The 14,588-nt window shown below is 44.1% G+C and carries 21 protein-coding genes; 10 read left to right on the forward strand and 11 right to left on the reverse strand.

The window, feature by feature from the left end; all coding sequences use genetic code 11:
* Window positions 1-34: 34 nt before the first annotated feature.
* A complete protein-coding gene (argH, locus tag H513_RS0108385; protein ID WP_026800343.1) occupies window positions 35-1,411 on the reverse strand; it encodes an argininosuccinate lyase in 1,377 nt (458 codons plus the stop codon).
* Window positions 1,412-1,422: 11 nt separating this feature from the next.
* Window positions 1,423-2,637, reverse strand: coding sequence for an argininosuccinate synthase (locus H513_RS0108390; protein ID WP_026800344.1), 1,215 nt, complete (start codon window positions 2,635-2,637; stop codon window positions 1,423-1,425).
* A 223-nt stretch (window positions 2,638-2,860) separates the two neighbouring features.
* Between H513_RS0108390 and H513_RS0108395 the strand changes: the two genes are divergently transcribed.
* Window positions 2,861-3,709, forward strand: coding sequence for a hypothetical protein (locus H513_RS0108395; protein WP_026800345.1), 849 nt, complete (start codon window positions 2,861-2,863; stop codon window positions 3,707-3,709).
* Between the two features lie 41 nt (window positions 3,710-3,750).
* On the opposite strand, the gene dat is transcribed toward H513_RS0108395, so the two are convergent.
* Together dat and H513_RS0108405 are read right to left on the reverse strand one after the other, a co-directional pair.
* The gene (gene dat, locus H513_RS0108400) at window positions 3,751-4,623 is read right to left on the reverse strand and encodes a D-amino-acid transaminase (RefSeq protein ID WP_026800346.1); all 873 of its coding nucleotides are present in this window, start codon (window positions 4,621-4,623) and stop codon (window positions 3,751-3,753) included.
* Between the two features lie 254 nt (window positions 4,624-4,877).
* Window positions 4,878-5,180 (reverse strand): EthD family reductase, encoded by a 303-nt coding sequence (locus tag H513_RS0108405; RefSeq protein WP_026800347.1) that lies wholly within the window; start codon window positions 5,178-5,180, stop codon window positions 4,878-4,880.
* Between the two features lie 164 nt (window positions 5,181-5,344).
* On the opposite strand from H513_RS0108405, the gene H513_RS0108410 reads away from it, so the two are divergent.
* From H513_RS0108410 to H513_RS0108420, 3 genes are read left to right on the forward strand one after another with little or no spacing between them, the layout of a single operon-like run.
* Window positions 5,345-6,949 carry a gamma-glutamyltransferase family protein gene (locus H513_RS0108410; protein ID WP_026800348.1) on the forward strand — a complete coding sequence of 535 codons (1,605 nt, stop codon included), beginning with the start codon at window positions 5,345-5,347 and terminating at the stop codon, window positions 6,947-6,949.
* Between the two features lie 26 nt (window positions 6,950-6,975).
* Window positions 6,976-7,533, forward strand: a complete 558-nt coding sequence (locus tag H513_RS0108415; RefSeq protein WP_026800349.1) for a chromate transporter — start codon at window positions 6,976-6,978, stop codon at window positions 7,531-7,533.
* Between the two features lie 17 nt (window positions 7,534-7,550).
* The gene (locus tag H513_RS0108420; RefSeq protein ID WP_036769550.1) at window positions 7,551-8,060 is read left to right on the forward strand and encodes a chromate transporter; all 510 of its coding nucleotides are present in this window, start codon (window positions 7,551-7,553) and stop codon (window positions 8,058-8,060) included.
* 44 nt (window positions 8,061-8,104) lie between these two features.
* Here the strand turns inward: H513_RS0108420 and cspD are convergent, their stop codons facing one another.
* Entirely contained in the window at window positions 8,105-8,302 is a 198-nt protein-coding gene (cspD, locus tag H513_RS0108425) for a cold-shock protein CspD (protein WP_026800351.1), read from the reverse strand.
* 281 nt (window positions 8,303-8,583) lie between these two features.
* On the opposite strand from cspD, the gene H513_RS0108430 reads away from it, so the two are divergent.
* The 3 genes from H513_RS0108430 to H513_RS0108440 all read left to right on the forward strand — a co-directional run bounded on the left by H513_RS0108430 (window position 8,584) and on the right by H513_RS0108440 (window position 10,322).
* Window positions 8,584-9,129, forward strand: coding sequence for a PadR family transcriptional regulator (locus H513_RS0108430; protein ID WP_026800352.1), 546 nt, complete (start codon window positions 8,584-8,586; stop codon window positions 9,127-9,129).
* Between the two features lie 20 nt (window positions 9,130-9,149).
* Entirely contained in the window at window positions 9,150-9,629 is a 480-nt protein-coding gene (locus tag H513_RS0108435) for a DUF4188 domain-containing protein (protein WP_026800353.1), read from the forward strand.
* A gap of 69 nt (window positions 9,630-9,698) precedes the next feature.
* The gene (locus H513_RS0108440) at window positions 9,699-10,322 is read left to right on the forward strand and encodes a hypothetical protein (RefSeq protein ID WP_026800354.1); all 624 of its coding nucleotides are present in this window, start codon (window positions 9,699-9,701) and stop codon (window positions 10,320-10,322) included.
* 43 nt (window positions 10,323-10,365) lie between these two features.
* Here the strand turns inward: H513_RS0108440 and H513_RS21895 are convergent, their stop codons facing one another.
* Entirely contained in the window at window positions 10,366-10,509 is a 144-nt protein-coding gene (locus tag H513_RS21895; protein ID WP_169449935.1) for a hypothetical protein, read from the reverse strand.
* Between the two features lie 128 nt (window positions 10,510-10,637).
* Between H513_RS21895 and H513_RS0108450 the strand changes: the two genes are divergently transcribed.
* Window positions 10,638-11,525: a vanadium-dependent haloperoxidase gene (locus H513_RS0108450; RefSeq protein WP_026800355.1), complete on the forward strand. Its 888-nt coding sequence runs from the start codon at window positions 10,638-10,640 to the stop codon at window positions 11,523-11,525.
* A 21-nt stretch (window positions 11,526-11,546) separates the two neighbouring features.
* Here H513_RS0108450 and H513_RS0108455 read toward each other — a convergent pair whose 3' ends face one another.
* From H513_RS0108455 to H513_RS0108465, 4 genes are all read right to left on the reverse strand, one after another.
* Window positions 11,547-11,765, reverse strand: a complete 219-nt coding sequence (locus tag H513_RS0108455; protein WP_026800356.1) for a DUF3951 domain-containing protein — start codon at window positions 11,763-11,765, stop codon at window positions 11,547-11,549.
* Between the two features lie 372 nt (window positions 11,766-12,137).
* Window positions 12,138-12,632 (reverse strand): GNAT family N-acetyltransferase, encoded by a 495-nt coding sequence (locus H513_RS0108460; RefSeq protein WP_036769484.1) that lies wholly within the window; start codon window positions 12,630-12,632, stop codon window positions 12,138-12,140.
* Between the two features lie 20 nt (window positions 12,633-12,652).
* Complete coding sequence (locus H513_RS19850) at window positions 12,653-12,946, reverse strand: hypothetical protein (RefSeq protein WP_036769481.1); 294 nt, start codon at window positions 12,944-12,946, stop codon at window positions 12,653-12,655.
* Between the two features lie 119 nt (window positions 12,947-13,065).
* Window positions 13,066-13,437, reverse strand: coding sequence for a thiol-disulfide oxidoreductase DCC family protein (locus H513_RS0108465; RefSeq protein WP_026800358.1), 372 nt, complete (start codon window positions 13,435-13,437; stop codon window positions 13,066-13,068).
* 115 nt (window positions 13,438-13,552) lie between these two features.
* Here H513_RS0108465 and H513_RS0108470 point away from each other — a divergent pair, with 115 nt between their 5' ends.
* Both H513_RS0108470 and H513_RS0108475 read left to right on the forward strand, forming a co-directional pair.
* Complete coding sequence (locus H513_RS0108470; RefSeq protein WP_026800359.1) at window positions 13,553-13,888, forward strand: SunI/YnzG family protein; 336 nt, start codon at window positions 13,553-13,555, stop codon at window positions 13,886-13,888.
* 74 nt (window positions 13,889-13,962) lie between these two features.
* Entirely contained in the window at window positions 13,963-14,313 is a 351-nt protein-coding gene (locus tag H513_RS0108475) for a hypothetical protein (protein ID WP_026800360.1), read from the forward strand.
* A gap of 42 nt (window positions 14,314-14,355) precedes the next feature.
* Here the strand turns inward: H513_RS0108475 and H513_RS0108480 are convergent.
* A partial coding sequence (locus H513_RS0108480) for a transposase (protein ID WP_026800361.1) occupies window positions 14,356-14,588 on the reverse strand: 233 nt, incomplete at its 5' end.

The raw sequence follows: 14,588 nt of genomic DNA on the forward strand, positions 1-14,588 counted from the left end.
ATTCGTTACCATGAGAGAAAGCGTAGGGAATTCCCTACGCTTTCACATGTGACTTTGCGAGTTGAATTTGTTCTTTCACCTGAATCTCAGACGTTCCCCCATAGCTGTTGCGAGCGTTCATAACGGCTTTCGGGTCAAGAAGGTCATAGACTTCTTCCTCAATATGTGGACTAAACTGCTGAAATTCCTCTAAGGTAAATTGAAGAAGGGAACGGCCTTGTTCTAAGCCATAGAGAACCACTTTGCCAATAATTTCGTGTGCTTCTCTAAACGTAGCTCCCTTATTTACTAAGTAATCCGCTAAATCGGTCGCATTGGAATAATCATTCTGTACCGACTGCTCCATCTGGTCAACATTTACTTCCATTGTTTCAATCATGGGAGCTAGAATGAGCAACGTCCCTTCAACCGTCTTCACCGTATCAAGGAGCCCCTCTTTATCTTCCTGCATGTCTTTGTTATACGCTAACGGAAGTCCCTTTAACACGGTTAGTAAACCAAGTAAATTTCCATTCACTCGCCCGGTCTTAGCGCGCAATAACTCAGGGACGTCTGGATTTTTCTTCTGTGGCATAATGCTTGACCCTGTACAGAAGGAATCATCGAGTTCTATAAATTGGAATTCTTGACTACTCCAAAGAACGAGTTCTTCTGACAGACGGGATACGTGCATCATGAGAGTAGCTGCATGACTCATAAATTCTACTATGAAATCACGGTCACTTACAGCATCCAAACTGTTCGGATAAACGGCATGGAGACCTAGTAATTCAGCCGTTCGATGTCGATCGATTGGAAATGTCGTTCCGGCTAAAGCTCCAGCGCCAAGTGGGGAGATTTCCGTCCGCTTCAAACTATCCTGGAAGCGCTCTTTATCACGATTGAGCATCCAGAAGTACGCCATTAAGTGATGAGCGAACGAGATCGGCTGCGCTCGCTGAAGGTGTGTGTAACCAGGAAGCATCGTTCCAACATGCTCATCCGCCTGCTTGAGGATGGCCTGCTGCACTTGGTCGATTAAGTCAATAACCCCCTTCGTCTTTCTACTGACGTATACGTGCATATCAGTAGAAATTTGGTCGTTACGACTTCGACCAGTATGAAGCTTGCCCCCTACCGGACCAATTGCGTCGATTAAGGCTCGCTCTATATTCATGTGAATATCTTCATCTTGAATCGAATACGTAAAGGTTCCTGACTCAATCTGATGCAGTACTTGATGCAATCCGCTGGTGATTTCCTGAACCTCATCCGAAGTGAGCACACCGCACTCCCCAAGCATTGTAACGTGAGCGAGTGAACCTTCAATATCCTCCTTTGCGAAAGCTTTGTCGAATGAAATGGATGCGGTGAACTCTTCCACGAGTTCATCCGTCTCCTTTGTAAATCGTCCTCCCCATAGCTTTGACACTACAACCCCTCCTAAGAATGAACAGCGTTCTTCGATTGATGAACTTGAGCGTGTACTTTCGTTGGCAATCCCCACAATTTAATAAATCCTTCTGCAGCCTTATGGTCGAACATATCCCCCTTCAAGTAAGTGGCTAGTTCTTCGTTGTACAAGGAATAAGGAGACTTTCGGCCCACAACTGTAGCATGACCTTTGTGAAGCTTCACGTTAATCGTACCAGTTACCACTTTCTGAGTATCTTCAACAAATGCCATTAGAGAAGACTTGAGCGGAGAGAACCACAGTCCGTCATAAATCAGCTTCGCCATCTGCTGGTCCACCATTGTCTTGAACTGTGACATTTCCCGAGTGTGTGTTAAGAATTCAAGTTCCTTGTGAGCTCCGATTAAGATGAGCGCGCCTGGGTTCTCATATACCTCCCGTGACTTAATACCAACAAGACGATTCTCCACATGATCGATTCTTCCGACGCCATGCTTGCCACCTTTCGTATTTAATTCTTCGATTAGATCGACCAAAGGTTTGGCTACGCCGTTTAATGCGACTGGACGCCCTTCAAGAAATTCAATCTCTACGTATTCCGGTTCATCTGGTGTATGCTGTAACGATGCTGTCCATGCAAATGCCTCTTCTGGTGGTTCAACCCAAGGATTCTCAAGGACACCAGCCTCACACGCTCTTCCCCATATATTCGCATCAATTGAGAACGGATTTTCAGCGGTCACCGAAATCGGGATCCCTTTCTCTTCTGCATAGACAAGTTGTTCATCTCGTGTCATCCCCCACTCACGAACGGGTGCGACAACGTTTAAATCAGGATTTAAGGCTTGAATGGAAAGCTCAAAACGTACCTGGTCATTCCCCTTACCGGTACACCCGTGGGCAACTGCTACCGCTCCTTCCTTCTCTGCCACATCTACGAGAAACTTTGAAATAAGCGGTCTTGATAGTGCGGATGATAAAGGATATTTGCCTTCGTATAAGGCATTCGCCTTCAACGCAGGCAACAAATATTCCTCTGCAAGCTCTTCCTTGGCGTTAATCATATATGCATTCACAGCCCCAACCTGAAGAGCTTTCTGCCGAACTGTTTCTAAGTCTTTCCCTTCTCCAATATCGAGCCCTAGTGCCACAACTTCATATCCGTATTTCTCTTCAATCCATTTAACTGAAACGGATGTATCTAACCCTCCGGAATAAGCAAGAACAATTTTCCCCTGACTCATAAACCGTCACTCCCTTTATGTGATTGAACTATTATTGATTATGAATTATTATACATTCTATTGTATTTATATTCGATTGACAAGGGGAGATGTGCGAATTTTTTCCGCTTTTTTTCTGAATTGTTGAAACTTCCAACAATGTCCATACGTCTATATAGCAGAAGAGCAAAACAATAGAGAGCACGGATACTCATAGATTACGAATTCGTTTAGGAGGGTTATTGTGAAGGAGAAAGCACATTTATTCCTGGCACTTGGAATTGCCTTTACCTTGGCAGGATGCAGTCAGTCGCTACAACCCGACACAACCATGAATGCAGCAGAAACAGCTGAAGATACACCAGAGGAGAGAACCGGGGTATTTATGGTTGAGAAAGAGATTCAACACTTGATTGACGCTCACCACACAATCCATACGTTCATGACGCAGCATGAGGAAGAAGTAGATGGGCCAGATTCTTTAGCGCAAGTTCCAAAGGATGCCTACGATTCTGTATTAAACGAAGTGTATGCAGAAAAGGCCATGGAGAACCTATGGACACCGTTTTATGAGCATGCAGAAACAACGAATATTTATGAACCTTATTACCACGGTCTGCCTTTTACTACTGTTGACTACGAAGATATTCTAGAATACGAAACAGTTCATTCTGATTCCTCTACATACGAACTCTACCTCTCCTTTATGCATTATGGAGAACCTGTATTCTGGAAGTTCACGTATGAAGCGGACGGCTCTGATTGGAAGGTTGTAGATCAAGCGAGCTATTCTAACTACGCAGAAGGACAGGAAGAACTACAACACTACTTGATTCAACAGGAAGGATACAGCCAAGATGACTTCAACGTAGGTGGGTATTACTTGTATCCTATCCTTCCAGAAGAAGGGTACATGTGGACAACGACTCTCAAAGAAAGTGGTTTCGAGACCGTACGTAACGAGAACGGGCTCTCCTTAAAGGAATTGATTACAGAAGAGAGGGTCATTTATCGTATGTATGATGAGGACAATACAATCGTTGATACGTACACGGTTCATAAGAAGAGCGGAGAAATTGAAAAGCAGTCATAATAAAGAGCGCGTACGGGATGACACCCGTACGCGCTTCTCTATTAGGTTTGGAAGACAGATACATGCTCAATCTGTGCATCAGCTTCGTATGCGCGTTGTAGCTTCTGAGTTAGGTCACCTGGCTTCCCGTCCTGAACGGCACTGCCATCTACCTTTACAATCGGCACGATTTCAGAAGTTGTACTTGTTAGGAACAATTCGTCCGCATCTTGAAGGTCCTCGACCGTAAACGATTGTTCAACAAATGGAATACCCGCTTCTTGGCAGAACGTTCGCACCCGCGTCCGAACACACCCATGTAGGATTTGATTGGTTTCAGGGTGCGTATATACGCTTCCATCCTTAACAAGAAACACATTTGAAGAGCTGCACTCTGTTACGCGCTCTCCTCGATGAAGAATCGCTTCATACGCCCCGTGTTCTTTGGCTGTTTGTTTTGCCAATACGTTTGGCAATAGGTTAAGACTCTTAATGTAACAATTCTGCCAACGCTCATCCTCATGAGTAATGACGGAGACTCCGTGCTTCATTTCTTCCGTTTTACGAGTCAAATCTGCGATGTATGCGTACAAGTTTGCTCCAACGCCCACCGGGAATGCATGATCTCTTGGAGCAGAACCTCGTGTGACTTGAAGGTAGAGCTTAGCATCTGTCGTAACGCTATTCTTCTCAAGTAACGTTGCTAGCTTCTCAAGTAACTCTGCCTTCTCATAAGGCACCTCTAACTTGATTGCCTCAGCTGAACGATACAGCCGGTCGATATGGTCATGGAGTTGATAGAAACGCCCCCCATAAATACGGATTACTTCGTAAACCCCGTCTCCAAATTGCAAGCCTCGTTCTTCAAACGGATAGGACAATGCATCTTGATGAACATAATCAGATTCAGTTAATAAATATGGTTTCATTCCCATTCGTTCTCCTCCCCCTTCGGTTATGTATAGTAGTGTATTCAGCCTTCCTCAAAGAAGGACCCATAAGCTTTCATATAGTGTAACAGAGAATGAGGGAATCAGGTAAAGGAAAAATAAAGAAAGTATTGCTTCCTATAATTGAATTTAATCTTCAATCTTAAAGGTAGCTTAGCCGTACATAGAGCCTACTACTGCAGAAGAAGAATTGAACCAAAAAAAGCCCCCGTATCCTACGGGGGCTTGTTCAACGTTGATTAGTTTGTGATGGTCAGGATTGGACCTTCGTTAAGGAACTGAGCCAAGTTCTGGCCGTCTTCTTCGACTTTCTTCCACTCATCAGACTGCATCGCTGTCTGTAAGTCTTCCATGGAATTGAATTCTATTTCAACGATTTGGTATAGGTTCATTTCTGTACCCAACGCTTGTTGGACTTTATTGACGGACGCGTTCACAACACCTTTTACTTGCTGAGCAAGGGGCATGTGCACCTCTTGATAATGTTTTTCGAATCCTTCTACATCAGTAGGTTGTTGATAGATTACCATAATTTTAGCCATATTGTTCTTCCTCCTCTTTCATGAAGTTCACCAATCTGTTTCTATTCTATGGCGAATCGCGAACATTTAGCAAAATATTTGTTTATCCGACAAGCAGGCATTTTATTTCGAGCACCGAATTAAGTAAACAAACCTTATTTAGGAGTGGAGAATAACCTATGCAGATGGATTACCTCAATTATCCCTATCAGTCACAACGTATGACAGCCATTGCCAACCAAGGCATGGTCGCCACGTCCCAACCTCTCGCTTCACAAGCTGGGCTTGACCTGCTCAAGAAGGGAGGCAACGCGGTAGATGCAGCTATTGCGACAGCTGCAACGTTGACAGTCGTTGAGCCTACATCAAATGGAATTGGAGGGGATGCGTTTGCCCTTGTGTGGATGAAGGATGAACTACATGGTCTGAATGCAAGCGGACCCGCACCAGCATCCATTTCAATCGATGCTTTAAAACACAAAGGGTATGATGAAATGCCAACGCACGGATTCATGCCTGTTACTGTTCCAGGTGTCCCAGCCGCATGGAAGGCACTATCCGATCGATTTGGCAAGCTTCCTTTTCATGAATTGCTTCAACCTGCCATTCACTATGCTGAGAAAGGCTATCCAATTAGTCCAACGCTCGGTCGTTTCTGGGAGGCTGCTGTATCGACTTTTCAGAAGAAGCTAACGGGTGAAGAATTCTCACACTGGTTCGAAACATTTGCACCGAAGGGGAGAGCTCCTCAAATTGGAGAAACCTGGTCATCCCCTAACCACGCTGCCACGCTTCGCTCTCTCGCTGAAACGAATGTGGATTCGTTTTACCAAGGAGAGCTTGCTGAGAAGATGGCTCAGTTCTCTCGAGAGTATGGGGGATTCTTGTCTTTAGAAGACTTACAATCATATGAGCCAGAGTGGGTCACGCCTATTTCTGTTCCTTATAGAGGATATGACGTGTGGGAAATCCCGCCAAACGGACAAGGAATCGTAGCGTTGCAGGCTCTAAATCTATTACGGGGATATGACTTTCATGAGAAGGAAGCTGCAGAAACGTACCATCTACAAATTGAAGCAATGAAGCTCGCCTTTGCAGATGGTCACGCACACCTTGCAGACCTTGCTCATATGAAGACGTCGGTGTCGGACCTTCTGTCAGAAGCGTATGCGAAAGAACGACGATCCCTCATTCATCGAACGGCTAGACTCCCTGAGGCTGGAGTTCCGACAAGAGGAGGAACTGTCTACCTTGCGACTGCAGATAAGGAAGGAAACATGGTTTCTTATATTCAAAGCAACTACATGGGATTTGGCTCTGGACTGGTCGTGCCAGGTACTGGAATCGCTCTTCAAAACCGAGGGCACAATTTCTCATTAGACAAAGCTCATCCGAACGCGCTACAAGGCGGGAAACGCTCCTATCACACCATCATACCTGGCTTCCTTACGAAAGATGGGCATGGAGTCGGTCCCTTTGGAGTGATGGGCGGCTTTATGCAGCCTCAAGGGCACGTACAAGTGGTGATGAATACACTTGACTTCCACCTTAACCCACAAGCAGCACTTGATGCCCCTAGATGGCAATGGATGAAAGATCGTACCGTTTGGGTCGAGCCTCACTTCCCAAATTCCATCGCTCAGCAACTTATGAGGATAGGTCATGATGTTCACATTCAAGTAGACGGAAGTGCCTTTGGTCGGGGGCAAATTATCTGGAGAGACAATGAGACAGGAACACTGTATGGCGGGACAGAATCACGTACAGATGGTAGTATTGCTTCATACTAAACGTTTCGTAAAGGATTGAATGGAACATGACACAATGGAATCTGTTTATGGCGTTCATACGAGTAAGCTTGCTCGGCTATGGTGGAGGTCCTGCTGCCATCCCCCTTCTATACAAGGAGGTGGTGGATCGGTACAAGTGGCTAACTGACGATGAATTCTCAGATATCCTCGCTCTTGCTAACACACTCCCTGGCCCCATTGCAACGAAGATGGCCGGGTATATTGGGAGACGGGTCGGTGGAACCGTTGGACTTATGAACGCGGTCCTAGCCACTATCGTTCCGACGATTATATTGTTAATCGTCCTCCTATCCGTACTTGGGTCCTTATCCGACGAACCATGGGTCCAAGGGATGACAGCTGCTGTGGTTCCTGTTGTTGGCGTACTCCTACTCGTATTAACATGGCAATTTATAAAGAAGGCTAAAGGTACACTGGGCTTACTTGTAACAGCCTTATTATCTTTCGCTTCCTTGCTCATTATTGAATGGCTCGGTATCCATCCTGGCATCGTGATTGCCCTCTTACTTGGTGCAGCACTACTAAGACGGGACGATCCGAAGAAAGGAGCGGGGACACAGTGAAGCTTTGGCACATTTTTATGGCATTCTTTATTCCTGGGATTTTAGGGTATGGGGGAGGTCCTGCTTCCATTCCCCTCGTTGAGAAGGAAGTAGTTGATCGATATGAGTGGTTAACCGTTAATGAATTTAGCGAAATGCTCGCGATGGCTAACGCCCTTCCTGGTCCAATTGCAACGAAGATGGCTGGATACATTGGCTATATGGAAGGTGGCATACTTGGTTCAATTGTAGCCGTTTTCGCTACTGTTGCGCCTTCATTGATATTAATGATTGCGCTGATGTCTCTTCTTTATAAATATAAAGACTCACCTAAGGTGAAACGAATGACCGCTTACATACGGCCTACCATCGCTGTCCTCTTAGGTGTCATGGCATATAGCTTCTTCTCCACGTCCTACGAAGGAGCAGGACTTTACCAGACAGTTGGCATCGCAGTCGTTAGCTTTGTCTTGCTTGAGAAGCTACGCGTCCCGCCTGCACTCGTCATCGTAGGCGCACTCGTCTACGGCGCCCTATTTCTTAGTTAATCCAAATAAAAAAGCTCCCTACTTGAGGGAGCTTATTGTTTGGCTTATTTTTGAACGTTAGCTGCTTGAGGACCACGGTTACCTTCAACGATTTCGAAAGTAACTTCTTGGTTTTCTTCTAGAGTTTTGAACCCTTCGCCTTGAATAGCGGAGAAGTGTACGAATACGTCGTCTTGACCTTCAACCTCGATGAAACCGAAACCTTTTTCAGCGTTGAACCATTTTACTTTACCTTGTAACATAAATCTTTTCCTCCTGTGTGGACGTCGCCACTAGTTACTTATTATTGCTCACGAGATCACTCAAGACGAGAAAGCCACTTAAAGCTATTCTAAGTATCCTTCGTTGCACCGAATTGCAATAACTGTATTAAGTATAACACGGCTTCTTAAAAAAGATACCCTTTTTCACTTTTTATTTCTAAAACATTCCATCCTATTTATCTTCAATATACAGTTGAATAAAGCGGTTACAGCATGTATAGTGAAGATGTACATATATCAAAAAGATACAGGTGAGGGAAATGAAAACAAATTCAACGAAGTACGCCATCCTCGGTCTTATTACAACAGACTGTCGCACTGGATACGAAATTAAAAATCTGATTGACCGCAGTCTAAACCATTTCTGGAAGATCAGTTTCGGTCAAATCTATCCTACCTTAAAAACACTCGTAGAGGAAGAACTAGCAACAGTCGAATACACCGTTCAAGCTGGGAAACCTGATAAAAAAGAATATCACATTACAGAGCTTGGACAACAACAGCTACAAGAATGGCTTGAGAGCTCAGAAATCACCATCCCTCATGAACGCAATGAATTAATGCTGAAACTATTCTTCAGCCGTCATCAACCTGCAGAATCAGCCATCCACAAGGTAAACGAATACGCCGTAGCACTACAGGAAAAGTTAGCCACCTATGAACTCATTCAGGAAGAGATTAAATCACACGAATCCGTACACCCAGATTCACGTTACTGGCTCATTACACTTGATTATGGCATCCGTAAAACAAGAGCGGCCATTGACTGGTGTCATGCCACTGTCGACACGTTATCAGGTTCGTAATCTTAAAGGGGGAGTTTGGAATGGGGAAGGTTTATGCAGGCAGGTATACAACGGAAGGCAAAGACGAGGTCGTCGTGTTTATCATTGGAATGCGAATGAATCGTTTCTTTAAGATTCATAAATGGCTTCCTGTCTTACGATCGATGCCTCCGATGATTAGTGAATTGTATCGAAATCGTTCACTCGGCTTCCGCTCACTAGATTCAATGTTCGGTTGGCGCACTATTTATATGATTCAGTATTGGGATTCATTTGAACAGCTCGAAGCCTACTCGAAACAACCTACCCATGCTTCTGCTTGGAAAGCGTTTATGAAATCTGTTGGTTCTAGTGGAGATGTCGGCATTTTTCATGAAACGTATGTTGTTCCTCGCGACAACTATGAGGTGATGTATGGAAATATGCCGAAAGTTGGGTTGGCGAAAGCATTTGGTCATACAGAAATTACGAAGGAAACAACTAAGGCTCGCCTACGAATGAAGGCTTCTAACCGTTCATAATCCCCCACTTACACGCACAAATATATGGTAGAATACCATTATATTGTGTACTGTGAGAGGAGGGACAATATGCAGTGGTTACAGCGCCTGAAGCACAATTGGCTGCTTACTGGGTCAAGTCTGCTTCTATTCTTTTTGCTGGCAACTTGGTTCCTCAATGCGTTCTTAACGAACTGGGTATTTGAGACCTTTTTATTTTTCTTCTTTTTATGTGTGATTTTATTAGCCATCCTATTCTTAGGTTTGTCCATACGAGAACTGTTTAGGAAAGACACGTTAACGTGGAAGGTGGTACTCCCACTCGTTCTCTTGATTACGTTCTTCATACTACTCGTCACTAACCCGCTTTATCCTATACTTAAACAAGCTTCTTTCCAATGGAAGCTTGATGCAAGAACAGCTATTGCGGAACAAGTAAATCAGGATGAACTTCTTGTTACTGACGAAAATGTAAACGGAACGTGGCTCGCACTCCCTGACCAATTCAAATGGATGAACCTGTCAGATGAGGACGTCGTGCATGAACGAAATGGTTATGTACTCTTCTATTTATCGAAGGGAGTCATGAATCACTATTCAGGATACGTCTATTCGAGAAGTGGAACAGCTCCTCCAGACGGATTATTCTGCAAGGAAGACGACTTCATTGAAACGACCAATCATCGTCACTGGTATTTCATACAATGCAACTAACTAAAAGCCTGACTCAATCACGAGTCAGGCTTTCCTATGGAGATTATCGCTTCGCAGTATTCGTAGGATGAATGGCTTTCTCTAATTCTTCCTTCGTCATCTCATTGTCTGCTGCAGCCATTGCGTCATTGAATGGTTTACCAGCTTGACTTCCATTGTGATTCTGTCGCTTCTTCTTCTTACCCATCTCTATCCCTCCTCGCTAACTAGTATGCACAAGTATTGCGAAGAAAATTTCAAAAAATAGCGCACCCGTCTATACACACCTGTCTTGTCCTGAATACGCTAAATGAAACAAGGAAAGAAGGTGAGTTCATGAACAACTATGAACGTTGGAATGAATTGCCCTATGCCGGTGAATCTACCCCTCCAATGAACGCCGAAACTCCTAAAGCGTGGTCATGGAGAACGTACTTTATTCGATTAGATCGTGAAGAAGACCAGTTTACCGATCTAGAAGGGAAACCGATTCACTTACATGTTCGTCATCCAAACACAATCAATTGGGACGACCAACTCAATAAAGTCCATCGTGCTCTCTCCCGGTTAACAAGTAAAGAGCGAGACATTGCTCGCTACTGGGCAACAGGTCCAGCCAGTAAGCAATGGATTCCAATCGTTGATAAACTCATTGATACGTATGGAGTAGAAGCCCCTCGTTCATCAAGAATTCTCTCTTGTTTATTTGCAAGTATGAACGATGCGTTCGTTGCCACATGGTACTTAAAGTATAAATGGCTTGTTGCGCGTCCGAACCAGCTTGACCAGGATTTAGTAACAATCGTATGCACACCTAGACATCCGTCCTACCCGTCCGGTCATGCAGCCGTTGCCGGCGTCGCAGAGACAGTATTGAGCTACTTTTTCCCTGGTGAAAGAAGAAAGCTAAAACGCTTGGCTGAAGAATGTGCGAAATCAAGACTTTACGCAGGAGTTCACTTCCCTATCGACAATGACGAAGGGCTTAAGCTAGGACGACAGATTGGGCATATCGCAATCCAGAACATTGAACAAGACCGTGACAACGAGAACGAAACCATCGACACACCTTATCGCGCTTATCGGAACGCAGATCTTGTGCCTCCTCCTTATGAGCAACCACTTCCCTTTGACTTTGATGACCATTGTGATTCGCTCGTTGAAGGAGACACCAGTGAACATCCCTACAACTCAACCGTACCTAAACCAAAGCTCTACTATTAACCCTTCTCTATGAGGAGGGTTTTAGCGTTCGTTCCCTTCTCCAGTCTCTTCATCTTCTTCTGTCTCCCATTCTTCCTGTTCCTCATGAAATTCTTGGTCTGTCTGGCCAGTTATGTAATCAAATGGGGTATAGAAATTACTAGGACGCTCTTTCTTGAAGAAGATCTTGAATGCAACAACGAGGATCAGTAGAACAACGGTGAATAAGATGACGATGTTCGATAAAGCGATTAGCTGCATGCTTTCAACCTCCAGACGGGATACCAAGAAAACATTCCTTTTTTATCCAACTAGCAATTTAAGTTATACTTATGGTATAGCCTAAAGGGAGGGGAACTCATGAACCCAATTTTCATTAGTTTAATTGTCCTCATGAGTGTAGCCGCATTAGTAGGTACGATGTTTGTAGGTAGAGATGTGAACAAGACGATTTCAAAGTATGAGAAAGAAGGAGACAAAGGGGAGGCACAGTTAACCGAGAAACCAAATCCGAAGCAGAATTCGAGCCTCATCATCTTGTCGTCCATTTATGGAGTGACCTTTCTTACCTTGTGGTTGTTGCGATTCTCATTCTGTAATCTTGCGCACAATACTGTGCGCCTTCTTTTTTGTCTAAGGCTCGTAACGGTAAATCCACACCTTCTTATTCCATTTCAATATCTTCTTACATCGCTTCATTCCAATACGCTCTGCTACTCGGATAGAAGGTTCATTGTAGACGTCTATTAAGGAAATAACACGAGGAACCAGCAGATGATTGATCGCATAATTCCTGCACGCTTCTGCCGCTTCTGTCGCATAACCATTCCCCCATACGCGCCGTGCGAATAAATAGCCTACTTCAAGCTCCCGCTTCCCCTCGACTTCTTGAAACATGAGTCCACATTGTCCGAGGAATTCGCCTGTTTCTTTCAGCTCTACTATCCATAGACTCACTCCATACTTTCGTTCATGTTCAATTGTCCATCGTACCCAATTGCGAGCTTCATCAACCGTCTTTGTACTTGGATAGTACTTCATCGCTACGTGGTCACTGAAGATTTCCATCAACTTAGACACATCGCTCATTTGCATCTTTCTTAACCGTAACCGCTCAGTTTCCAACATGGATTCTCCCCCTAAGTCGATTATTGCACAAATAAGAATACCCCGATTAACCCAGGTGTAGCGATAAAGACATTGTATACGACAGAAACAAATCCGAACCATTTATCTTCTAACCGATCATCCATAAATAAGCCGATAAATCCCATTATTACGCTTACAAATACAAGTGCCCCGATAAGAGCAACTCCATAAGAAATATACGAATACTCCAAATCTCCAACAAACCACGGAATTAAAAACAGGCCCCCCGTAAGGACAAGGCTCATTAAACATAAACTTATAGATATGAGTGAGAGCTGCAGTTTCTTCAACATCATAGGTTCTCCAATCTATACCCAGTTTGTGTTTATTGTACCGAATTTCTCTCCTACTTTCACCGATTCCTTACCACGAAAAAACGACAGCATCTGCCAAAGCACATGCTGTCGTTACGTTAAAGCTTAGCTGTCTCGTAGCGACCGAACCACTCGTATCGGTGCGCAGAAAACCATTTATAAAGAGGGGAGCCCACTTTATCTAAATAAGGAATGTATAGAAGTAAAGCAAGTAAAGCTGGTACAGGAAGAGCTAGAAGCATGCGGCGAATTGCATAATAACCTACCTTCACTTCACCTTTCGCTGTACGCATATGAATTTCATCGTACACATCCTTGCCGATTAAGTAAGGATAAAGGTCGAGACGGCGCTCCGCCTCTTGAATCGCGACCCACTCTATACGGTTGAACCAATCCAAGCGTTTCAATACCGTTTTAATGGAATGGCATAGGGGACACTTCGCATCGTAAAAGACAATATGCTTCTCCATATAATCACCTCTTAGTTATGGCTAATACCTCCTGGAAAGAAGGACAAAACTTTGAAACGTGCACCATTCAAAATCGTATAGACAACTAGAGCCTTACTACAGGAGGGACAAGTCTATGTGGTTTCTACTCACTATCATAACCATCTTTCTCGTGCTCACGCTGTTTAAAACACGTGTCCGTGTGCAAGATGATCATCTTGTGATTTCCTATTTGTTCACAACACGTTCCGTACCTTTATCCAAGATTAACTCCATCTACATCTCCCCTCACTATGCAGGAGATTCTTCAGTGACAGACCATGTCGGCATTCCAAGTCGGTTGAGTGAACGACTTATTATTGAAACAGTTCAGAAGAAATACCTTGTCTATATTGACCAGCCCCGACGAATCGTCAAGTCTGTTAAACAGGCCAGGAAAGATATTTCCATCGAATCTTCCATAGACGTATAACCAGACAGACAAATTGCGCTCCCTTCTTCCTTGTACTACACTTAACACATCAACAATAAAGCAGGGGGATTAAGATGAGCACGGAACTAAACGTCAAAGACGTTACTGGATTAGACCCTAACGGAAATCAATGTTTAAGCACGGGCTTCATTACCGTTCATCGTCATTTAGAATTGGTCGACAGCGTACCTACGTACCACGATACTCAATTTGATGCACGTGACATTCAAAATATGATTGTGTTTACAGGAACAGCTGAAGAAGTCGTTGCTTATGTGAATGAGTATTACAACGGGGAAGACATGGAAAAAGACTATGTTGAGCTTGATGCTGAGACGAAGCAAGAATTAGAGGAAGAGCTGATTGCCCGCGAGAAACTTTACTCCTTCTTTAAAGAAGCACGTAAGCGTCAGCAACAAAAATAGGTTCTAAGTCAATTGTTGGGGTAGGAGGCAAGCTCCTGCCCCTTAACCAACTTGAAAGTCTTTAGTATGTTTGTATTGATGATGCAGAAGAATCTTCAATCGGAAACGGTCATACCTTCGGAATCCGAACGCATCTCGCTTAATAACCTTCGTTTGATTGTTCAACCCTTCTACGAATCCATTGCTATAGTTGAACGCAAAGCTGTTCAAAATCTCTGGTTGCCAGTTCTTCAACGTTTTTATCCCCTGAATAAACTCCGAAAGCCCAGCTTGAT

Origin of the sequence: Pontibacillus halophilus JSM 076056 = DSM 19796, assembly GCF_000425205.1 — a bacterium.
GTDB classification, from domain to species: Bacteria; Bacillota; Bacilli; order Bacillales; family BH030062; genus Pontibacillus_A; species Pontibacillus_A halophilus.